Annotated in this window: 18 protein-coding genes, 1 tRNA gene and 2 pseudogenes; 17 read left to right on the top strand and 4 right to left on the bottom strand. The window is 69.0% G+C overall.

Translation table 11 applies throughout. From position 1 onward, the window contains the following. Positions 1-260 precede the first annotated feature (260 nt). Together K8V84_RS00965 and K8V84_RS00960 are read left to right on the top strand one after the other, a co-directional pair. The gene (locus tag K8V84_RS00965) at positions 261-833 is read left to right on the top strand and encodes a hypothetical protein (protein WP_304069249.1); all 573 of its coding nucleotides are present in this window, start codon (positions 261-263) and stop codon (positions 831-833) included. 30 nt (positions 834-863) lie between these two features. After that, a complete protein-coding gene (locus K8V84_RS00960; protein ID WP_304069247.1) occupies positions 864-1,679 on the top strand; it encodes an alpha/beta hydrolase in 816 nt (271 codons plus the stop codon). On the opposite strand, the pseudogene K8V84_RS00955 reads toward K8V84_RS00960, so the two are convergent. From K8V84_RS00955 to K8V84_RS00950, 3 genes and pseudogenes are all read right to left on the bottom strand, one after another. Continuing rightward, positions 1,654-1,989 (bottom strand): annotated as a pseudogene (locus tag K8V84_RS00955) (phosphotransferase); the annotation flags it as partial. The gene K8V84_RS00960 and the pseudogene K8V84_RS00955 sit on opposite strands and share 26 nt — an antisense overlap. A 72-nt stretch (positions 1,990-2,061) precedes the next feature. After that, a pseudogene (locus K8V84_RS25795) lies at positions 2,062-2,308 on the bottom strand (hypothetical protein); the annotation flags it as partial. Then, positions 2,235-2,642 (bottom strand): RNA-binding S4 domain-containing protein, encoded by a 408-nt coding sequence (locus K8V84_RS00950; protein WP_304069244.1) that lies wholly within the window; start codon positions 2,640-2,642, stop codon positions 2,235-2,237. The pseudogene K8V84_RS25795 and the gene K8V84_RS00950, both read right to left, overlap by 74 nt. 98 nt (positions 2,643-2,740) lie before the next feature. On the opposite strand from K8V84_RS00950, the gene K8V84_RS00945 reads away from it, so the two are divergent. Further along, a tRNA-Asp gene (locus tag K8V84_RS00945) sits at positions 2,741-2,815 on the top strand. Between the two features lie 80 nt (positions 2,816-2,895). Continuing rightward, positions 2,896-3,621, top strand: coding sequence for an rRNA methyltransferase (locus K8V84_RS00940; protein ID WP_304069242.1), 726 nt, complete (start codon positions 2,896-2,898; stop codon positions 3,619-3,621). Between the two features lie 22 nt (positions 3,622-3,643). Here the strand turns inward: K8V84_RS00940 and K8V84_RS00935 are convergent, their stop codons facing one another. Next, positions 3,644-4,837 (bottom strand): nitrate/nitrite transporter, encoded by a 1,194-nt coding sequence (locus tag K8V84_RS00935; RefSeq protein WP_304069240.1) that lies wholly within the window; start codon positions 4,835-4,837, stop codon positions 3,644-3,646. 173 nt (positions 4,838-5,010) lie between these two features. Between K8V84_RS00935 and K8V84_RS00930 the strand changes: the two genes are divergently transcribed. The 13 genes from K8V84_RS00930 (at position 5,011) to K8V84_RS00870 (ending at position 21,382) form a co-directional block, all read left to right on the top strand. Further along, positions 5,011-8,694 carry a nitrate reductase subunit alpha gene (locus tag K8V84_RS00930; RefSeq protein WP_304069238.1) on the top strand — a complete coding sequence of 1,228 codons (3,684 nt, stop codon included), beginning with the start codon at positions 5,011-5,013 and terminating at the stop codon, positions 8,692-8,694. 86 nt (positions 8,695-8,780) lie between these two features. After that, positions 8,781-10,466 (top strand): nitrate reductase subunit beta, encoded by a 1,686-nt coding sequence (gene narH / locus K8V84_RS00925; RefSeq protein ID WP_304069236.1) that lies wholly within the window; start codon positions 8,781-8,783, stop codon positions 10,464-10,466. Positions 10,467-10,476: 10 nt separating this feature from the next. Beyond that, positions 10,477-11,202 (top strand): nitrate reductase molybdenum cofactor assembly chaperone, encoded by a 726-nt coding sequence (gene narJ, locus K8V84_RS00920; protein ID WP_304069235.1) that lies wholly within the window; start codon positions 10,477-10,479, stop codon positions 11,200-11,202. Beyond that, complete coding sequence (narI, locus tag K8V84_RS00915) at positions 11,199-11,945, top strand: respiratory nitrate reductase subunit gamma (protein WP_304069233.1); 747 nt, start codon at positions 11,199-11,201, stop codon at positions 11,943-11,945. The genes narJ and narI overlap by 4 nt, the downstream gene beginning before the upstream one ends. Positions 11,946-11,981: 36 nt before the next feature. Further along, entirely contained in the window at positions 11,982-12,920 is a 939-nt protein-coding gene (locus K8V84_RS00910) for a DUF5996 family protein (protein ID WP_304069232.1), read from the top strand. 115 nt (positions 12,921-13,035) lie between these two features. Further along, positions 13,036-13,323, top strand: a complete 288-nt coding sequence (locus tag K8V84_RS00905) for a GNAT family N-acetyltransferase (protein ID WP_304069253.1) — start codon at positions 13,036-13,038, stop codon at positions 13,321-13,323. Positions 13,324-13,453: 130 nt separating this feature from the next. Beyond that, on the top strand, positions 13,454-14,953 hold the full coding sequence (locus tag K8V84_RS00900) for an alanine/glycine:cation symporter family protein (RefSeq protein WP_304069231.1): 1,500 nt from the start codon (positions 13,454-13,456) through the stop codon (positions 14,951-14,953). Between the two features lie 226 nt (positions 14,954-15,179). Beyond that, complete coding sequence (locus tag K8V84_RS00895) at positions 15,180-15,779, top strand: GNAT family N-acetyltransferase (RefSeq protein WP_304069230.1); 600 nt, start codon at positions 15,180-15,182, stop codon at positions 15,777-15,779. Between the two features lie 280 nt (positions 15,780-16,059). Beyond that, positions 16,060-16,269, top strand: a complete 210-nt coding sequence (locus tag K8V84_RS00890) for a heavy-metal-associated domain-containing protein (protein ID WP_304069228.1) — start codon at positions 16,060-16,062, stop codon at positions 16,267-16,269. Position 16,270: 1 nt separating this feature from the next. Further along, entirely contained in the window at positions 16,271-16,459 is a 189-nt protein-coding gene (locus K8V84_RS00885; protein ID WP_304069227.1) for a hypothetical protein, read from the top strand. Between the two features lie 13 nt (positions 16,460-16,472). Next, complete coding sequence (locus K8V84_RS00880) at positions 16,473-18,776, top strand: heavy metal translocating P-type ATPase (protein ID WP_304069226.1); 2,304 nt, start codon at positions 16,473-16,475, stop codon at positions 18,774-18,776. A gap of 198 nt (positions 18,777-18,974) precedes the next feature. Next, positions 18,975-20,258, top strand: coding sequence for a cytochrome P450 (locus tag K8V84_RS00875; protein ID WP_304069251.1), 1,284 nt, complete (start codon positions 18,975-18,977; stop codon positions 20,256-20,258). Next, a complete protein-coding gene (locus K8V84_RS00870; RefSeq protein ID WP_304069225.1) occupies positions 20,255-21,382 on the top strand; it encodes a cytochrome P450 in 1,128 nt (375 codons plus the stop codon). Before K8V84_RS00875 ends, K8V84_RS00870 begins: the two co-directional genes overlap by 4 nt. The last annotated feature ends 147 nt before the right edge of the window (positions 21,383-21,529 follow it).

Below are 21,529 nucleotides of genomic sequence, written 5' to 3'. Positions count from 1 at the left end.
GGTGCGAGGGTGTTGGCCGAAGCCGTCGGCCAGGGACGCGCGCCAGCCGCCGGAGGCGTCGGCTACCTGGTGCGCGTACGCGTCCTGTTGGTGTTCCCGAGGCCCCTGGTCGGAGTCGGCGGCGATGACGGGTGTGTGCATTCGCGCTCCTCTCCCGGTGGTGGGATCCGGGGAGATGCTTCCCCGGGGTGGTTTGGTTCGCGGTCACCGGACACGAGATCGTGGACGGACCATTTCCGACGAGTCGAGGAGACCCCTCCGTGAGATCCAACGGTCAGGATCAGCCGAGTGAGACCGAGCGTCTGCGGGTTCGCGTCAATCGACTGGAGATGCGTCTGCAGAGGCTGAACGGCGACGCCCCGTCGGATCGGACGACGGCCGCCGCGTTCCTCGGTGGCACCGTCGCCCTGTTCCTGTCGCCGTCCCTGCCCTGGATCCGTGAGGGCGGAGGTTTCCGCGTCCACAACGACGAGGGGGTGGGCGCACTCGACCCGACCGGCTACGCCACGGGCTGGGACGTGCTGTGGGGGGCGATCTCCGAGGGTCACGGGCTCTTCTTCTTGAACCTCGCCCTCCTCCTGCTCCAGATCGGGTTCGCCGTGGGCTGTCACTTCAAGCAGAACGGCTTCCGGCTCGTGACGTTGATGGTGCTGTGCGGCCTGGTCCCGTTCCTGTTCTTCGTGGCCTGGTTCTGGGCGGGCGTCCCGGAGGAGGATGTGGCACCGGCGTCCGGAGTGTTCGTCATGCTGGCGGCCGGCGCCGTACTCGGCTGGGCGGCCTACCGTTCCTGGCACGAGGACCACGTGGTCTCGCGGTCCCCGCGCCACTCGTGAGGCGTGCTTTGTCGGGTAGTGTCCGTTGGCGTGAACCACGCGACCGCCGCTGACGGAACCCGCATTCGGTACGACGTCCACGGATCGGGTGAGCCGCTGCTGCTCATCCACGGACAGTCCCTCGACCACACCATGTGGGAGGGGGTGTACGCCGATCTGGCCGAGCGCCACCGGGTGATCCTGATGGACATGCGCGGCAGCGGCGGCAGCGACGTTCCCCTCGACCGCCCCTACAGTATGGAGCTGTCGGCCCACGACGCCTTGGCGGTCCTGGACGCGGAAGAGGTGGAGCGCGCCCACGTCTACGGCTTCTCCATGGGCGGCAAGGTCGCCCAGACACTCGCCGCGATCGCGCCCGACCGGGTCGGTGCGCTGGTCCTGGGCGCCACCGCGCCGGGCGGGAGCAACGAGGTCGAGCGCCCGCACCACGCGTCGATCGCCCTGCGCAAGGCCAACACCGAGGAGGGGCGTGGCCTCATCGCGCACCTGTTCTACTCACCCTCGTGGGCCGACGCGAACCCCGAGACGGTGTCCCGGATCGTGCCGCGCAACCCACTGCGCGCCCAGCGTCGCCACTACGAGGCGAGCATGAGGCACGACGGCTGGGAGCTGTTGCCGCGCGTCCAAGCGCCCACGCTGGTGATGCACGGTGAGGACGACGAGCTGACCCCCGTGGCCAACGCCGAACTGCTCGCCGAACGCATCCCGAACGCCCGGCTGCTGGTCCTGCCCGGCGTCCGCCACGGCTACCTGCACGAGGCGGCGCCCAAGGCGACCGATGCCGTCCGCGACTTCCTCGCCGAGCACCCGCTCTCCGGACTCAACGGAGGGAGCGGATCAGGGTGACGGCGAGGGGCAGGGCGGCGATCTCCTCGACGCTCAGGTGGGGGTCCCTCCGGCGCAGGGCCACGACCTCTTCCAAAACACCCGCAGGGTCCGTCTCGGAGCCCGTGACGTAGTACGGCAGGCACGCGTCGGCCAGGCTCGCCAACGGGTCGGACGCGGTCAGGGACACCGTTGAGAGTATGAGCGCGGTCACCGCCCGATCCAGGCCGGGGGCGCCCTCGCGGGTGTTGGACCAGTCGATCACCATCGGGCCCCGCTCGGTGAGCACCACGTTGTCGGGATGCAGGTCCATGTGCAGGACGCCGCCCGAGCCACCGGGGGACGGAAAGCCCGTGCAGGCGCTCCATCTCCAGGTCCGGTCCCTCGGCCCGGTACACGGTCGGTGCCGGGAACCCGTGCGCCGCCACGTGTCGCATCACGGCGGCCTCCGCCGCGGTGTCGAGGTCGTGCCGGTAGCTGCGCAGTACACGCCGGTCGTCGATCGCGAACACGTCGGCGTCGCGCCCGGACGCCAAGAGGGCGGGGGAGATACCGGACAAGGGGGCTCCCGAGAGCTCAGACGGGCGGGGGGAGGTCGGACCGCAACCGGTCCAGCATGCGACGGTCCTTCTTGGTGGGCCGACCGGCACCGCGATCGCGCCGGATCACCGGCCCTCGGGCCTCCGGCGGCGGGGCCGGGGTGCGGTCCTCGTAGCAGCGGACCGCGACGGACGCCCCGACCCTCTTGACGATGACGTGTGTCACATCCACGATCCGGGTGGTGCCGTGCAGACGCACCCGGACCTGGTCGCCGGCCTTGACCGTCGTGGCCGGTTTGGCCGGTCGGTCGTTGACGCGAACATGCCCGCCACGGCAGGCCTGCGCCGAATCGGAGCGGGTCTTGGTGAGGCGCACCGCCCACAGCCAACGGTCCACCCGAGTGGAGTCGGGGCCGGTGGGAAGCGGGGCGGACTGCTCGCTCACGCAAGGTCCTCTCGTCGGTCGCGGGTACTTTCGAACCACTTTAGGGCGACGGCGGTACGAAGTACTCCGAAGTCGCGCTAGAGTTGTGAACGCAACGAGGTCCTGTGGAGCAGTTAGGAGTGCTCGCCACCCTGTCAAGGTGGAGGCCGCGGGTTCAAATCCCGTCAGGACCGCATCATCGAAGGCCCGGTGTCCCTCAGACACCGGGCCTTCGGCGTTGTGGGGGACGTTGTCGTCTGGACGGGGGACGTTTGTGAGTTACCGGTACGCCACAGAGCGTACGGACCACTCCGCGCTGGCGAGTGGACAGGTACTGCGGTCGGCACCGGGTTTTCCCGGATTCCCCGTCCGATTGGCCAGCGAGCTCCTCCAACGCGCGATGGTGCACCTCGGCGACGAGCGCGCCCGTCTGTGGGACCCCTGCTGTGGCAGCGGTTACCTGGTCACGGTCCTGGGCCTGCTCCACCGCGACCTGCTCACCCACGTACGGGCCTCGGACGTGGACCCCGACGCCGTCGCCATCGCCGCGCGCAACCTCGAACTCCTCACCGCCGAGGGTCTGGCCGAACGCGAGCGCGAACTACGTCGCTCGGCCCTCGACTTCGGCCGGGTCGCCTACGTGGAACGTGCCGAGGCCGCCCGCGACCTCGCCGCGGGGCTGGCCGCCACCGGAGGCGACCTTCCGCACGAGTCGGCGGTGGCCGACGTGTTCACCCTCACCGAACCGGTGGACGCCGACCTCGTGGTCACCGACGTCCCCTACGGCGAGATGACCCGATGGGAGGGCGACATCCCGCAGGACCCGGTCCACGGGCTGCTCTCCTCGATGGGGCGGGTGCTGCCGGAACGTTCCGTGGTCGTGGTGACCGCGCGCACGCGCCGGGTGCGGCTGCCCGAGGGTGTGCGGGCGCTGGAACGGGTCAAGGTCGGCAACCGCTCGGCGGTCCTGGTCCGTGCCCGCGACATCACCGGGATCTGAGCCCGCTCGACGGCGCGGGCCGTCAGGACACCTCGCGGAAGGCGCGTGTGGTGTACAGGGCGACCACGAGCGCGACCACGGCCAGGAGGACGAAGCCCAGCGTGTAGGCGCCGGTGGACTGGTAGACCACGCCCATGAGCAGTGGTGGGAAGTAACCTCCCAGGCCGCCGGCGGCGCCGACCAGACCGGTGACCGTTCCCACTCGGGTGGGCTCCACGAGTTCGGCCACCAGGGCGAACACCGAGCCGGTGCCCAGCCCCAACGCCACGGCGACCAGCACGAACGCGAACCCGGCCGGGAACTCGGCGGGCGGGTGCAGGGCCAGCACCACGGCGAACGCGCAGGTGCCGAAGAACGAGATCAGGCAGACCCTCACCGGGCCGATCCTGTCCGACAGGATGCCGCCGACGGGACGGGCGATCACCGCCGCCACCGCGAATCCGGCGGTGCGCATGCCCGCGTCGGTCTGCGCGTAGTCGTAGGCGGTGGTGAGCAGGGTCGGCAGGTAGGTGGAGAAGGCCACGAACCCACCGAAGACCAGTGCGTACAGGCCGGAGGCCTGCCAGGTCGCCTTCAGCTTCACGGCCTCGCGCATGCGCGGTAGCGCCGGTGCGGTCTGTGGACGCCACTCGGGCGCGTCACGGGCGAAGACCCACACCACGGCGCCCATGGCCGCGAGCGCCACGCACATCAGCAGGTGGGTGGTGAACACCCCCAGGGCCTCCACCAGGCGGGGCGTCAGGAAGGCGGACAGCGCCGTGCCGCCCATGCCCGCGCCGAACACGCCGGTGGCGAACCCGCGCCGGTTCGGCCGGTACCAGGCGTTGACGAACGGGATGCCGACCGCGAACGAGGTTCCCGCGATGCCGAGGAAGAACCCCCACACCAACAACATGCCGTAGGAGTGGGAGGAGATCCCGACCAGGAACGTCGGAACGATGCTCAGGAAGCAGAGGATCGTGAACATCAGCCGGCCGCCGTAGCGGTCGGTCAGGGTACCGACCGGGATGCGCCCGAGCGAACCCACCAGCACCGGGAAGGCGACCAGGATCGACGTCCGGGTCGGTGAGAGCCCCAGGTCCTCGCTGTAGGTTCGTGACAGCGGGCCGATCAGGTTCCAGGCCCAGAACGTCAGGGCGAACGCCGCCGTGGCCAGCGCGAGGTTGGCACCCGCGGTCCCGGAACGGGCGGTCGTCTTTCCGGCTTCCGCACGCATCGCGGCTCCTCCAAGTGTCGGATTCCGCGATTGTCGCCCGAATCGGTGTGGGAAACGTGACTTCGCGCCCAGGGCAGGCATATTTATTAACGGAATGTGGCCGATGCTGGAAGTGCTTTATCGAGCCTTTCTCATCGCTGCGGTAACGGTCCGGCAAATGGAGTGTCTTCCTTATGGCGACGCAGGGCAAAAATGTCGGTGCGGGTGATGCGCTCCTGCGGATGGGGAACTACCTGACCCGTTCCGAGCCTCTTGACGGTAACCGTGCGCAGGTCAGGCATGGTGGGCGTGACGGTGACGTGTTCTATCGCGACCGTTGGAGCCACGACAAGGTGGTCCGTTCCACACACGGGGTGAACTGTACCGGTTCCTGTTCCTGGGACGTTTACGTCAAAGACGGAATCATTACTTGGGAAACCCAGGCAACCGATTATCCGTCGGTGGGTCCGGATCGTCCCGAGTACGAACCCCGCGGTTGTCCGCGCGGCGCCGCGTTCTCCTGGTACACCTATTCGCCGACCCGGGTCCGTTATCCGTACGCGCGCGGTGTCCTGGTCGAGATGTTCCGCGAGGCGAAACGACGCCTCGGCGATCCGGTGCTCGCCTGGGAGGAGATCACCACCGACCAGGAGAAGCGCCGCCGCTACCAGCGGGCGCGCGGTAAGGGCGGGCTGGTCCGCGTCACCTGGCAGGAGGCCCTGGAGATCGCGGCCGCCGCCCACGTGCTCACCATCAAGAAGTACGGCCCGGACCGCATCGCCGGTTTCTCGCCGATCCCGGCGATGTCGATGGTCTCCCACGGTGTCGGTGCGCGTTTCGTGAACCTGCTGGGCGGCTCCATGCTGTCCTTCTACGACTGGTACGCCGACCTTCCGGTCGCCTCTCCACAGGTGTTCGGCGATCAGACCGACGTGCCCGAGTCGGGGGACTGGTGGGACGCCGCCTACCTGATGCTGTGGGGTTCCAACGTCCCGGTCACCCGCACCCCCGACGCCCACTGGATGGCCGAGGCCCGCTACCGGGGCCAGAAGGTCGTCGTGGTCTCCCCGGACTACAACGACGCGGCGAAGTTCGCCGACGAGTGGATGGCCCCGCACCCGGGCACCGACGGCGCCCTCGCCATGGCGATGGGCCACGTCATCCTGCGCGAACGCTTCGTGGAACGGACCACGCCGCGCTTCCTGGACTACGCGCGTGCCTATACGGACCTGCCCTTCCTGGTGGCCCTGGAACAACGCGACGGGCGTTGGGTGCCCGGCAAGTTCCTCACCGCCTCGGACCTGCCGGACGCGGACGCCACCGCGAACGCGGACTGGAAGCCGCTCCTGTGGCCCGAGGGTGAGGACGCCCCGGTGGTCCCCAACGGCACGATCGGCGACCGCTGGGGCGAGGAGGGCGAGGGCAGGTGGAACCTGGACCTGGAGGGCCGCACTCCCGAACTCACCTTCTACGACGAGGGTGAGGAGGCGGTCGAGGTGGCGCTGCCCCGATTCGACACCCCGGACGGTTCGGCCGAGGTCGATGCCCGGGGCGTTCCGATCCGCCGGGTCGCCGGACGCCTGGTCACCACCGTGTTCGACCTGGTCCTGGCCCAGTACGGGGTGTCCCGCCCGGGGCTGCCCGGGAGTTGGCCCACCGGCTACGACGATCTCGACGCCACCTGCACACCGGCCTGGCAGGAGGCGCTGACCTCCGTGCCCGCGGATCGCGCGGTGCGCATCGCCCGCGAGTTCGCCGACACCGCCGAGGTCAGCGGCGGACGCGCGATGATCGTGCTGGGGGCCGGCACCAACCAGTGGTTCCACGGTGAGAACTCCTACCGTGCCTTCCTGGCGTTGTTGCTGTTCACCGGCTGCCAGGGGGTCAACGGCGGCGGCTGGGCGCACTACGTGGGCCAGGAGAAGTGCCGTACCGCAACCGGCTGGGCGACGTACGCGTCCGGGAACGACTGGGCGCGCCCGCCGAGGTTCATGGCCGGGACCGCCTACTGGTACTCGCACACCGACCAGTGGCGTTACGACACCTATCGGGCCGACGCGCTCATGTCGCCGCTCGGTCCGGGCAAGGTGCGCGGACGGCACACCGCGGACCTCGTGGCGGCTTCGGCCCGGATGGGGTGGATGCCGTCCTTCCCGACGTTCAACCGCAATCCGATCCAGCTCGGCAAGGAGGCCGTCGAACTGGGCAGGGACCCCGCGGAGTACGTCGCCGACCAGCTCGTCGACGGCACCCTCCGGTTCGCCGCCGAGGACCCCGACGACCCGGCGAACTGGCCGCGCACCCTCACGCTGTGGCGCTCCAACCTGTTCGGCTCGTCGGCCAAGGGCGACGAGTACTTCCTCAAGCACCTGCTCGGCACCCACTCCAACCTCCAGGCGGAACCTGCCGGCCCGGAACACCGGCCCGAGGACGTCACCTGGCGGGACGAGGTCCCCGAGGGCAAGCTGGACCTGCTGCTCACCATGGACTTTCGGATGACCAGCTCCACGCTGTTGTCGGACCTCGTGCTGCCGGCCGCCACCTGGTACGAGAAGCACGATCTGTCCACCACGGACATGCACCCCTACGTGCACGCCTTCAACCCGGCGATCGACCCGCCATGGGAGACGCGCACCGACTTCGACACCTTCCACGCCCTGGCGAAGGTCTTCGGCACGATGGCCGCCGACCACCTCGGCGAGGTCACCGACCTGGTGGCCGTGCCCCACCAGCACGACACCCCGGGCGAGCTCGCCCAGGCGCACGGGGTGCCGACGGACTGGAAGGCGACGGGGGAGCGGCCCGTCCCGGGGAGCACGATGCCCGGGATCGTGCCGGTCCGCCGCAACTACTCGGCGATCGCCCAGAAGCTCGCCTCGCTCGGACCACTGGCCGAGGGCAAGGGGCTCCCGGTCAAGGGAGTGTCCTTCACCCCCGACAAGGAGGTGGAGTGGCTGCGTGAACGCAACGGCACCGTGCGCGGCGGGGTCGCCGACGGACGACCGTCCCTGGACACCGACGTCAAGGTCTGCGAGATGATCCTGGCGCTGTCGGGCACCAGCAACGGCCGCCTCGCCGCCCAGGGATTCGAACGCCTGGCGGCACGCACCGGCACCGACATGGACGAACTGATCGCCCACGCCGCCGAACGTCGGGTCGTCTTCGACGACGCCAGGCGCGGGCCCACGCCGGTGGGCACCAGCCCGGAGTGGTCGGGCAAGGAGTCGTCGGACCGCCGCTACTCGCCCTTCACCATCAACCTCGAACACGACAAGCCCTGGCACACCTTCACGGGTCGTCAGCACTTCTACCTCGACCACGATTGGATGCACGAGTTCGGCGAGGCCCTGCCGGTGTACCGGCCACCGCTCGACGTGGGCCGCCTCTTCGGCGAACCGCGGATCGGCCCGACCGGGCGGCTGGGGGTGGTGGTGCGTTACCTGACGCCGCACTCCAAGTGGTCGATCCACTCCGAGTACCAGGACAACCTGCTCATGCAGACCCTCTCCCGGGGCGGCCCCACCATCTGGATGAGCGTGGCCGACGCCAAGGCCATCGAGGCGGTCGACAACGACTGGGTCGAGGCGGTCAACCGCAACGGCGTGGTGGCCGCGCGCCTGGTGGTCTCGCACCGGATGCCGACCGGGACGGTGTACATGTACCACGCCCAGGAACGCACCATCGACGTGCCCAGGTCGGAGACCACCGGTAGACGCGGTGGCATCCACAACTCGCTCACCCGACTGCTCGTGAAACCCACACACCTCATCGGCGGGTACGCGCAGTTCACCTACGCCTTCAACTACCTCGGCCCGACGGGCAACCAGCGCGACGAGGTCACGGTCGTGCGAAAACGGACGACGGAGGTGCGTTACTGATGGCGGACACCCGATCGTCCCGACCGACCGGGGCATCGTCCCCGGGAGGAGCGGGACACGCGGGGAGGCGGCCGATCGGCCGGGTCATGGCGCAGGTCGCCATGGTGATGAACCTCGACAAGTGCATCGGCTGTCACACCTGCTCGGTCACCTGCAAGCAGGCGTGGACCAACCGGAGCGGGGTCGAGTACGCGTGGTTCAACAACGTCGAGACCCGACCCGGACAGGGCTATCCGCGCACCTACCAGGACCAGGAACGGTGGAAGGGCGGCTGGGAGCGCCGGCCCGGCGGCAAGCTGGTACCGCGCTCCGGCGGTCGTATCAAGCGCCTGGCGACGATCTTCGCCAACCCGGTGATGCCGTCGATCCAGGATTACTACGAGCCCTGGACCTACGACTACGAAACCCTGATCAACGCGCCCCTGGGCGACGACTTCCCGGTGGCGTCCCCGCGTTCGGCGCTCACCGGCAGGCCGATGAAGGTGGAGTGGAGCGCCAACTGGGACGACGACCTGGGCGGCGGTCCCGAACTCGCCGCGCAGGACCCGATCGTGCGCAGGCTCGGCGACAAGGTGAAGCTGTCCTTCGAGGACACCTTCATGTTCTACCTGCCGCGCATCTGCGAGCACTGCCTCAACCCGACATGCGTGGCCACCTGCCCGAGCGGTGCCCTGTACAAGCGGGCGGAGGACGGCATCGTCCTCGTCGACCAGGACCGCTGCAGGGGCTGGCGCATGTGCGTGACCGGCTGCCCGTACAAGAAGATCTACTTCAACCACAAGACGGGCAAGGCCGAGAAGTGCACCTTCTGCTACCCGCGGGTGGAGGTGGGCATGCCCACCATCTGCTCCGAGACCTGTGTGGGTCGGTTGCGCTACCTGGGGGTCGTCCTCTACGACGCCGACCGGGTCGGTGAGGCCGCCGCGGTCGAGGACGAGAAGGACCTCTACGAGGCACAACTGGGGGTCTTCCTCGACCCGAACGACCCGGCCGTGCGCTCCGCGGCCCGCCGCGACGGCATCCCGGACCGCTGGGTGGACTCCGCGGCCCGCTCGCCCGTCTACGCGTTGGCCGAGCGGTTCCGGGTGGCACTGCCGCTGCATCCGGAGTACCGCACGATGCCGATGGTCTGGTACATCCCGCCGTTGTCGCCGGTGGTGGACACGCTCACCCGGACCGGGCACGACGCCGAGGAACACGGCAACCTGTTCGGTGCCATCGACGCGTTGCGCATCCCCGTCGAGTACCTCGCCGAACTGTTCACCGCAGGGGACACGGCCCCGGTCGACCTGGTCCTGCGCAGACTCGCAGCCATGCGTTCCTACATGCGCCGGATCAACCTCGGCCAGGAACGCGACGAGTCCATCGCCTCCGCCGTCGGGATGACCGGCGCCGAGATCGAGGACATGTACCGGCTGCTGGCCCTGGCCAAGTACGACGAGCGCTACGTCATCCCCACCGCCTACGGGGTGGACGAGGCCGACCGCGGAGTCATCGACGAGGTCGGCTGCAGCCTGGACTTCGATGGCGGTCCCGGCATGGGCGGAATGGGCGACGTGCCCTTCGGTGAGGCGTCGGGGCGTCCGGACGAGGCGACGGTGGAGACCTTCCACGCGCTCCGGGATCGACAGACCGGCGAACACCACTCCGTCACCGACGGGCGCGTCAACCTGCTGAACTGGGACGGCAACGGTCGCCCCGACGGACTCTTTCCACCCCAAAAGGACGACGGTACCGACAACGGGCGGGGCGAGAACCCCGGGCCCGTGTAAGGGGTCGATCATGAGCACCACCACCGACGGTACGAACAACGACGACGGGGCACGGGCCGGATGGCTGGGCGCGGGGCGCGAGGCGCGCCGGACCCACAAGCGGGCGGTGATCCACCAGTCCGCCTCGGTCCTGCTCGGCTACCCGGACCAGGACTTCTTCGAACGGCTTCCCTTGGTGGCGCGCGCCGTCGCCGAGCTGCCCAAGGGTCCGGCCCGGACCGAACTGCTGGAGTTCTGTGAACACGCCGCCAGCACGCCGGAACTCGACCTGTGCGCGCACTACGTGGACGTGTTCGACCTGCGCCGCCGCCGGGCCCTGCACATGACCTACTACACCGACGGGGACACCCGACGCCGTGGCCATGCCCTGGCGGAGATCAAACGGGCGTACGCGGAGTGCGGCTGGCGGGTGCAGGCCCGTGAGCTGCCCGACCACCTCGCCGTGATGTTGGAGTTCACGGCCAGGGGCGACGCCGACCTCGGACAGGAACTGTTGGTGAACCACCGGGCCGGTCTCGACCTGCTGTTCGAGGCGTTGCGCGAGTACGGGACGCCCTACGTGCGTGTGGTGGAGGCGATCCGGCACACGCTCCCGGCGCCTCGCCGCGCCGACGCCGAACGGGCCCGCCGGTTGGCCGAGGAGGGGCCGCCCGCGGAGGACGTGGGCATGGAGCCCTACGGGGCGCGGCCGCGGGTTCCGCTTCCGTTGACGGACGTGAGCGGGAGGAAGCGATGACCGCTCCGGCGGACCTGTTGCTGTGGGGGGTCCTGCCCTACGTGGTGCTGGTGCTCGTCGTGGGCGGGCTGATCTGGCGCCACCGCTACGACCGGTTCGGCTGGACCACGCGCTCCTCGGAGCTGTACGAGTCCCGGCTGTTGCGTATCGGCAGCCCGCTGTTCCACTTCGGGCTGCTGGTGGTGATCGTCGGCCACGTGGTCGGGCTGGTGATCCCGGAGGCCTGGACCCGGGCGCTCGGCGTCTCCGACGGGCTCTACCACGTGAGTGCGCTGTCGCTCGGGCTGATCGCGGGGTTGTGCACGCTCGCCGGGATCGCCCTGCTGATCTGGCGCAGGCGCACCAGCGGACCGGTGTTCAGCGAGACCACCCGCAACGACAAGCTCATGTACGTGGTGCTGGTGTCGGCGATCGTGACCGGTCTGGGGATGACCCTGTACTTCGCGGGTGTGGAGCTCGCGGGCGGGCACACCGGTGACTACAGGCAGACGGTGTCGCCGTGGTTCCGGTCGATCTGGATCCTGCAACCGAACGTGGCCGCCATGGCCGCCGCCGACGCTCCCTACAAACTGCACGCGCTCATGGGGCTGGCGCTCTTCGCGCTGTTGCCCTTCACCCGTCTGGTGCACGCCTTCAGCGCACCCGTCGGCTACCTGTTCCGCCCCTACGTCGTCTACCGCACGCGCGACCCGCACCCGGCCGCCGCCGGTCAGGCCCGACGGGCCACCCGACGCGGTTGGTGACCGGGCGGGTTCGCCACAGACACAGCAGGAGTTCCCATGGAGCCGTTCCCGTCGTTCCCACTCCAGGAGTGGAAGGACACCAAGGAGACCATCCACCGTTTCGAACAGATCGTGGGCAAGGTCCGGTTGCACCACAGTCAGCGCCGTAACCACTGGTGGCACGTGCCCTTCCACCTGACCGGCGATGGCATCACCACTCGTCCGATGGGGCTGGTCGACGGCAATCCGATCTTCACGGTGGACTTCGACTTCGTGCGCCACCGTCTCGTGGCGAGCAACCTGGACGGGCAGACCGCTTCCTTCCCCCTGCAGGGGAACAGCGTCTCCTCGTTCTACCTGCGGTTCCAATCGGCCCTGGACAGTCTGGGGGTGGACGGCGGCATCCCGTACGCGACCCCGTTCGACCTGCCGGACGGGGACCGGCCGTTCGTGGAGGACCACGAACACGCCACCTACGTTCCCGAGCACGCCACCAGGTACTGGCGGATCCTCAGCCAGGTCGCCCTGGTGCTGGAGGAGTTCGCCGCCGGGTTCTCCGGCAAGACCAGCCCGGTGCACCACTTCTGGCACTCGTTCGACATCGCGCTCACCCGGTTCTCCCCGCACCCGGTCGCTCAGCCCGAGGGCGCGGGCGAAGTGGTGCGGGAGGCGTACTCGCGCGAGGTGACGAGTTTCGGGTTCTGGTTCGGCGACGACAAGATTTCCGAACCCTGTTTCTACGCCTACGCCACACCCGAACCGGAGGGGCTCACCGTGGAGCCGTTGGTGCCGGACGCGGCCGAGTGGGTGCCCAGTGGCCAGGGACACCTGGCACTCCTTCGGTACGCGGACGCGCGTGAGCAGGACGACCCGCGCTCCGCCGTGATGGGGTTCTTCGAGAGCGCCTATCGTGCGGGCGCGGGGGGACTGGGCTGGGACATCGACACGTTGGCCTGCCCCGGTGGGATCACCGATCCCCATCTCGGAGCCCACTGACCCGTTCGGCGTCCCGATGTGTGGGCGTGTGGTGGGTATGGGAACGTGTTCTCCTGTGGGACCCATCACGCGCACGACACGTGCGCGACGAACGCGCGAACTTGGGGTAGTGGCAATGGAACTGACCGTCGTCGACGTGCCGGAACGTTCGCGGTACGAGGTGAGCGCGGGCGGCGAGGTGGTCGGGTTCTCCGCCTACCACCTGATCGCCGAAGGCGTGCTGGCCCTGCCGCACGTGGAGGTGGAGTCCGCGTTCGAGGGACGGGGCGTGGCCAGCACGTTGATGAGGGAGTCCTTGGATCACATCCGCGGGCGTCACCTGAAGGTCGTGCCGATCTGCCCGTTCGCCCGGTCCTTCCTGGAGCGCAACCCGGACTACGCGGACCTGGTGCACGAGGGCTGAGCCCGGGGTTCCGGAATTCGGTAACGGAACGGTCACCATCGTGCGTCAGTGCGCGTGGTGCGGTGTTCTGTCCCACTAGATGGGCATGGGGTGTCGGTTGTCTTTTTTGGAGCAAAGGAGCCCCACCCTCGTGATACTCGCAGACGGAGCGCCCGCATTCGATGCTCGGCTCACCGAGATGATCGGCGCGTTCAACGACGACATCTTCTGGGCGTGGATCCTCATCCCACTACTGATCGTGGTGAGCGTCTACATCACCATCCGCTCAGGTCTGGTTCAGTTCCGTATGTTCCCGGAGATGTTCCGGGTGTTGAGGAGCAAGCCCGAGATCGCGCCGGACGGGAAGAAGGCGGTCTCGTCGTTGCAGGCCTTCTTCATCTCCGCCGCCGCGCGGATCGGCACGGGCAACATCATCGGTGTCTCCATCGCCATCTCGCTGGGCGGCCCGGGCGCCGTCTTCTGGATGTGGACGATGGCCGTGGTGGTGTGCGGCGCCAGCTTCGTGGAGTCCACGCTCGCGCAGCTGTACAAGGTCCGCCACCCCGCGGGGTATCGAGGCGGTCCCGCCTACTACATCGAACGCGGTCTCGGGCAGCGCTGGCTGGCCATCGTGTTCGCCGTCGTCCTCATCGTGACCTTCCCGCTGGTGTTCAACGCGGTGCAGAGCAACACCATCACCAACTCGATCGCCAACTCGGCCGGTGAGCTGGGCGCCGAGACCGAGCTGCTCTTCTCCGTCATCGTCGGCGCCCTGTTGGTGTTCGTCACCGGCCTGGTGATCTTCGGTGGCGTCCGCCGGATCGCCAACACCGCGCAGGCGCTCATCCCGTTCTTCGCGGCCCTCTACATCGTCATCGGGCTGATCATCATGGCGATGAACTGGCAGCTGGTGCCGGGCATGTTCCTGTCGATCATCGAGAACGCCTTCGGCCTGGGCGAGTTCGCGGCCGCGGCGCTGGGCGTGGTCATCATCCAGGGTGTGCGGCGAGGCATGTTCTCCAACGAGGCCGGTCTGGGTTCGGCGCCCAACGCCGCCGCCAGCGCCTCGGTCACCCACCCGGTCAAGCAGGGCCTGGTCCAGACCCTCGGCGTCTACCTGGACACCCTGGTGGTCTGCTCGGTGACCGCCTTCATCATCCTGCTGGGCTACCAGGACGGCTTCAACGGTGTGTTGGAGGGCGACATGACCCAGATGGCCCTGATGTCGATGTTGGGTCCGTGGGCCCTGCACCTGATGACGCTCATCATCTTCCTGGTGGCGTTCACCTCGGTGCTCGGCAACTACTACTACGGCGAGTCCAACATCGAGTACCTCAGCGAGAACAAGAACGTCCTGTTCGTGTACAAGGTGGTCTTCCTGGTCGCCACCTTCCTCGGCTGCCTGGGCTCGATCGACCTGATCTGGACCCTGGCGGACACGACCATGGGTCTGATGGCGTTGGTCAACCTGATCGCGATCACTCCGCTGACGGTGGTCGCCTGCCGCCTGCTCAAGGACTACAACGAGCAGCGTCGCCAGGGGCTCGACCCGGTCTTCACCCGGGACCGGCTGCCGGACGTGCGCGGCGTGCAGTGCTGGGCGCCGGAAGAGGGCGCGGACCGCGATGAGAAGGAGTCCGTCGACTCCTGATGCCCGCCGGCCCTCGAAGCGCCGGCTCATCGTCCCGTGGGGCGCATCCGAGATGCCTTGGATGCGCCCCACGGCGTTCTGGTTACCATTCGATTCTGCTGAAAATACGCATAAACCCCCAACGAGGGGCGTTATCGGGCATCCGTGTTCTTTCGGTCACAGCGGATCACCGCTAGTGTGCTTCATCACATGTGGCGGTCAAAGTTGTGCCTCGCGAGGGAGTCCGATGTCCATCGTCTCAATCGAGCCCGCCACCGCTGAGCGGTGGAACGACCTGGAGAACCTGTTCGGCCCGACCGGAGCCTACGGGCACTGCTGGTGCACGTTCTTCCGGAGGAGGGCCAAGGACCACACGGCGAGCGTCTCCTGCGAGCGGTCCATGCGTGGTCGGGACAACAAGGAGGAGTTGCGGCGGCTCACCTTGGACGGCCGGGTGCCCGGGCTGCTGGCCTACGACGAGGACGGGCCCTGTGGCTGGGTGTCCGTGGCGCCGCGGGCGGACTTCATTCGCCTGTCCCGTTCCCGGACCCTGCGTCCCGCCGACCCGGAGGAGCCGGGGGTGTGGTCCCTGGTCTGCTTCTGGCTGCCGCCGCGTCGCCGTAGACGCGGACAGGGCAGTCGTCTGCTGGACGGGGCCATCGAGTACGCGCGCGCCAACGGAGCCCGGGTCCTGGAGGCCTATCCGGTCGACACCGCGGGCGGTCGGGCCCCCAGCGCCGAGGTCTACACCGGGACGGTGGAGATGTTCCGTCGGGCCGGTTTCACCCTGACCGGGCATCACCTGAGCGAACGGGTGGTGGCCCGCCTGGAGTTGAAGGCCGAGTAGCTCCGGTGGCCCGCCTCCAGAAACCGGGGGAGGGTATACGCCGAGTGAGTGCGACGGGCCCCTCGGGTGTCGGATGACGTGTTGTCCGGCCGCCCGGGGGGCCTGTCCTTTTCGAGGTGGGGCTTTGCCTTTTCTTGGTACCCCCCTGGGGTAACCTGGCGACCGCGTGCCGGCGGGGACGTCATGGGTGTTTGACATCTACATACCCCTGGGGGGTATATTGGTCTTCGTTGGAACGGCCCGCGTGAACGCGTGGGGACGAGCGCACGAGGAGGCACGAATGGCCGGCACCGCCGTCTACATCGTCGAGGGAATGAGCTGCGGACACTGCGTCGGATCGGTCACCGAGGAGGTCGGCGCGGTCGCGGGCGTCACCGGTGTCGAGGTCGACCTGGAGAGCAAGAAGGTGACCGTCACGGGGGAGGGGCCGATCGACGACGCCGCCGTGCGCGCCGCGATCGACGAGGCCGGCTACGAGGTGGCGGGCTGACATGGGCGTGACCACGAAACTCGGGCTCTACGCCGTGGGCCTCGTGGTCGTGTTCGCGGCGGCTTTCGGGGTCGGCTCCATCGTCGGTCCCGTGCTGGCGGAGGGCGAGGGCTCTCCGAGCGAGAGCGTGGAGCACACGCCCGACAACGGACGAGACCACGTCGACGGCGACGAGGAACACCAGAGATGACCTGGAGCGGAAGATGAGCAAGGGCGGAACGGCGTCCACCGCGTCCGCGCCGGTCGAACTGGCCATCGGTGGGATGACCTGTGCGGCCTGCGCCAACCGAGTGGAGAAGCGACTCAACAAGATGGAGGGCGTCACCGCCACCGTCAACTTCGCCACCGAGAAGGCCCGGGTGACCTTCGAGGGCGAGCCGGCCCCGCTGGAGGACCTGGTCGCCCAGATCGAGAAGGCCGGCTACACCGCCACGGTGCCCGACCCGGAAGCGGAACAGGGCGCGGCCGAACCGGAGGACCCCACGCGGGCCCTGCGCAATCGCGCGCTGGTCTCCATGCTGCTCTCCGTCCCGGTCATCCTCATGGCGATGATCCCCGCGCTCCAGTTCACCTACTGGCAGTGGGCCTCCCTCACCCTGGCGGCCCCGGTGGTGGTCTGGGGCGCCCTGCCCTTCCACGTGGCCGCCTGGAAGAACCTCAGGCTGGGAACCGCCACCATGGACACCCTGGTCTCCCTGGGTGTGGCGGCCGCCTTCCTGTGGTCCCTGTACGCCCTCTTCCTCGGGACCGCCGGGGTCCCGGGAATGACACACCCCTTCGAGTTCACCATCGCCCGTACCGACGGTGCGGCCAACATCTATCTGGAGGTCGCGGCGGGCGTCACCTCCTTCATCCTCCTCGGGAAGTACTTCGAGGCGCGCTCCAAGCGGCGCGCCGGAGTCGCCCTGCGGGCCCTGATGGAACTGGGCGCCAAGGAGGTCACCGTGCTGCGCGGCCAGGGCGCCGCGGCACGTGAGGAACTCGTCCCGGTCGACCGGCTCGCCGTCGGCGACCGCTTCGTGGTCCGTCCCGGCGAGAAGATCGCCACCGACGGCGAGGTCGAAGAGGGCACCTCGGCCGTCGACATGAGCATGCTCACCGGCGAGTCCGTGCCGGTGGAGGTCTCTCCCGGATCCGCCGTGGTGGGGGCCACCGTCAACGCCGGCGGTCGACTGGTCGTGCGCGCCTCCCGGGTCGGCTCCCACACCCGGCTCGCGCAGATGGCGCGCCTGGTCGAGGACGCGCAGAACGGCAAGGCCGAGGTGCAGCGCCTGGCCGACCGGGTCTCCGGGGTGTTCGTCCCGGTGGCCATCATGATCGCGGTCGGCACCCTGGGCTTTTGGCTCGGCACCGGAGGTTCCGCGGGCGCGGCCTTCACCGCCGCCGTCGCCGTGCTCATCATCGCCTGCCCGTGCGCGCTGGGCCTGGCCACCCCGATGGCCCTCATGGTGGGCACCGGTCGCGGCGCCCAGCTGGGCATCCTCATCAAGGGTCCCGAGGTGCTGGAGAGCACTCGACGGGTCGACACCGTGGTGCTGGACAAGACCGGAACCGTCACCACCGGGAAGATGGCCCTGACCGACGTCACGGTCGGCGACGGCGAGGACGAGACCGAGGTGCTGCGGCTGGCCGGAGCCCTGGAATCGGCCTCCGAACACCCCATCGCCCGGGCGATCGCCACCGGCGCCACCGTGCGCGTGGGGGACCTGCCCACCCCCGAGGACTTCGCCAACATCGAGGGCCGGGGCGTTCAGGGGATCGTGGACGGCCACGCCGTCCTGGTGGGTCGCGCCGCACTGCTGGTCGAGTGGTCCCAGGAACTGCCCGATGAGCTTGAACGGGCCTTCAAGGAGGCCGAGTCGCAGGGGCGCACCGCCGTCGCCGTGGGTTGGGACGGCCGGGCGCGAGGCGTCCTGGTCGTGGCCGACACGGTCAAACCCACCAGCGCCGAGGCGGTACGACGCTTCCGTGACCTGGGCCTGGACCCGATCCTCCTCACCGGCGACAACGCGGCCGTGGCCCGCACCGTCGCCGCCGAGGTCGGCATCCAGGAGGTCATCGCGGAGGTGATGCCCGAGGACAAGGTCGCGGAGGTCCGCCGTCTCCAGTCGGAGGGGCGCGTCGTGGCGATGGTCGGTGACGGGATCAACGACGCCGCCGCCCTGGCCCAGGCCGACCTGGGATTGTCGATGGGCACCGGAACGGACGTGGCGATCGAGGCCGGTGACCTGACCCTGGTCCGGGGCGACCTCCGGGCCGCCGCCGACGCGGTCCGGTTGTCCCGCCGCACGCTCGGGACCATCAAGGGCAACCTGTTCTGGGCGTTCGCCTACAACACCGCCGCCCTGCCGCTGGCCGCGGCGGGCCTGCTCAACCCGATGCTCGCGGGCGCTGCGATGGCCCTGTCCAGCGTGTTCGTGGTGAGCAACAGCGGGAGGTTGCGCCGCTTCCGCCCACTGGGCGAGGACACGCTCGACCCGGCCCAGAGCCGACCGCGTAACGGCTGATGAGGCGGGGTGCGCCCGAAGTGGGCGCGCCCACCTCCTCGTCACCCGGGAGGAGAGCCGCTAGTGTTCACGCGGAACCCTGGAGCGTGACGACGCGGTCGTGCTCCGCCGTCTACCCCCCAGTAGAGGTCCGCCGTGTCTTCCGGATGCCCACGAGCCAAGCTGTACCGAGACGAGCCCCACCCGGATCCGTACTCCGTGTACGCGGCGATGCGGGACGACCACGGCCCCGTCGTTCCGGTGGAACTGGAACCCGGAGTGCACGGGTGGCTGGTCACCGATTACGCCACCCTCATCTCCTGGTCCAGGGACGAGACCACGTTCGGGCACGACGCCCGCCTGTGGAAGGACTTCAAGGAGGGTCGAGTCAGCGCCGACGCCTCGGTGTTGCCCATGATGGCCCCGCGCTCCAACGCGCTCTTCGTCGACGGCAGTGAACACCAGCGCTACCGAAGGGCCATCACCGACGGGCTCGGCGCCATCACCTCCGAGCGGTTGACCGAGGCCACCGAACGGTACGCGAACGGACTCATCGACGAGTTCTGCGAACGTGGTGAGGCCGACCTCCTCAACGAGTACGCGCGGATGCTTCCACTCCTGGTCATCAACGACCTCTTCGGCTTCGACCGCGACCAAGGGGTGCGTTTCGTCGAGGCCATGCGCAACCTCTGGCTGGGCATCGACGCCGAGAAGTCCAACGCCGAGGCCGAGCGCGCCCTGTCCGAAGTGGTCACCGCCAAGCACCGCGAACCCGGCGACGACTTCACCACGAGGCTGCTCCAGCACCGCGCCGCGCTCAGCGACGAGGAGGTGATCATGCAGCTCCTCCTGGTGGTGGCGGCGGCCAACGAGCCGACCGCCAACCTCATCAACTCGGGTGTGCGCGCCCTGCTGACCGACCCCAACCTGGCGGGCGACCGCGCCCCCTCGCCCACCGTCCTGACCGACACCGTCGACCGCGTCCTGTGGCAGGACCCACCGATCACCAACTACCCGGTCATCTATCCGCGGGTGGACGTTCCGTTGGGCGCCGGCCGCGTGATCGAGGAGGGCTCGCCCATCCTGTTGGGCTTCGCCGCCGCCAACCGCTTCTACGTGGAGGAGAACGCGGCGGAGATGGTGGACACGAGCAACCGGGCCCATGTGGCCTGGGGCGCCGGCGCCCACCGCTGCCCGGCCCGCGAGGAGGCGATCACCATGACGATGATCGCCCTGCGGACCCTCTTCGCCCGACTTCCCGGGTTGCGCCAGGCCGTGCCCTCGGAGGAGCTGCGCTGGCAGCTGTCCGCCCTGTCCTGGGCCCCCGTACGACTTCCCGTGAGTTTCTCTCCGCAACCCCCTCTCACCCCCCGAGTGGAAGGAACACCTTGGAACGAGTCCGACTCGCTCCCGGAAACCTCCGAGCCCAAGCGGCCCACCTCCGGAAAGTCGCCCCTGTCGTCCCTGTCGAGCTTCCTGGTGAGGTTGATGCGTGGGTCGTGACCACCCACAAGGCGGTCGGTGACGCACTGGCCGACCCGCGCGTCCAGAAGAACAAGGAGTACTGGAAGGCGTTCAACGCCGGTGAGATCCCCGCCGACTGGCCGCTGATCTCCTGGATCATCAACGAGAACATGCTGTCCAAGGACGGTGAGGACCACACCCGGCTGCGCAAGCTGGTGTCGAAGGCGTTCACCCCGCGCCGGGTCGAGAGGTTGCGCCCGGCCATCGCGGGCATCGTCGAGTCCCTGCTCGACGACCTCGAACGCGCGGCGACCGAGTCCGAGGACGGGTCCGTGGACCTCAAGTCCCTGGTGTCCCGTCCTCTGCCGCTCACCGTGATCAGCGACCTGTTCGGGGTGGACGAGGAGACCCGGCCCAAGCTGCACCGGCTGGTCGGGGTGTTCTTCGACCAGAGCGTCACCCCCGAAGAGGCGATGGGCATCTTCTTCGAGCTGTGGGGGGTCCTCACCGAGCTTGTCGCGGCCAAGCGCGCCGAGCCCGGGGACGACCTCACCACGGCCCTGATCGCGGCCCGGGACGAGGAGGACCGGCTCACCGAGGACGAGCTCATCTGGAACCTGGTCCTGTTCATCAGCGCCGGCTACGAGACCACGATGAACCTCATCACCAACGCCGTGCGGGCCCTGACCACCCACCGCGACCAACTCGAACTCCTGCGCAAGGGCGAGGCCGAGTGGTCCAAGGCGATCGAGGAGGTCCTGCGCTGGGACGGACCGGGCGAGTTCGTGCCGATGCGCTACACCACCGAGGACATCGAGCTGGCGGGCGTCCACGTCCCCGCGGGCGAACCGCTGCTGATCGGCTACGCCTCGGCGGGTCGGGACGAGGAACGCTACGGCCCGACCGCCGGGGAGTTCGACATCACACGCGAGGACACCTCGCACCTGACCTTCTCCCACGGTAGGCACTACTGTCTGGGCGCGAACCTGGCCCGCATGGAGGTCAACGAGGTCCTGCCGCGCCTGTTCGAGCGTTTCCCCGAACTCGACCTGGCGGTCGACGCGGCGGAGCTGACGGCGTCGCCGTCCATCATCGGAGCCGGGGTCGAGGCCCTGCCGGTACGGCTGCGGAGCCGACCCGAGCCAGTGCTCGACCTGCGATAACACGCCCGAGCACTCCTCGCCCGTCGGGATTCGCCCAAGCGGATCCCGGCGGGTTCTTCGCACGTCAAGGGTGGCTTTGTCGGATCTGTCGCCTGGCGGGGACACGGTTCGCACCTTCCGGGAAGCACACGAACAGGCCCGGCGGCT

This window comes from Nocardiopsis listeri (assembly GCF_020741345.1).
Lineage (GTDB): Bacteria > Actinomycetota > Actinomycetes > Streptosporangiales > Streptosporangiaceae > Nocardiopsis > Nocardiopsis listeri_A.
Note: the sequence above shows the minus strand (reverse complement) of the source record. Positions and strands in the feature narration are given on the sequence as shown.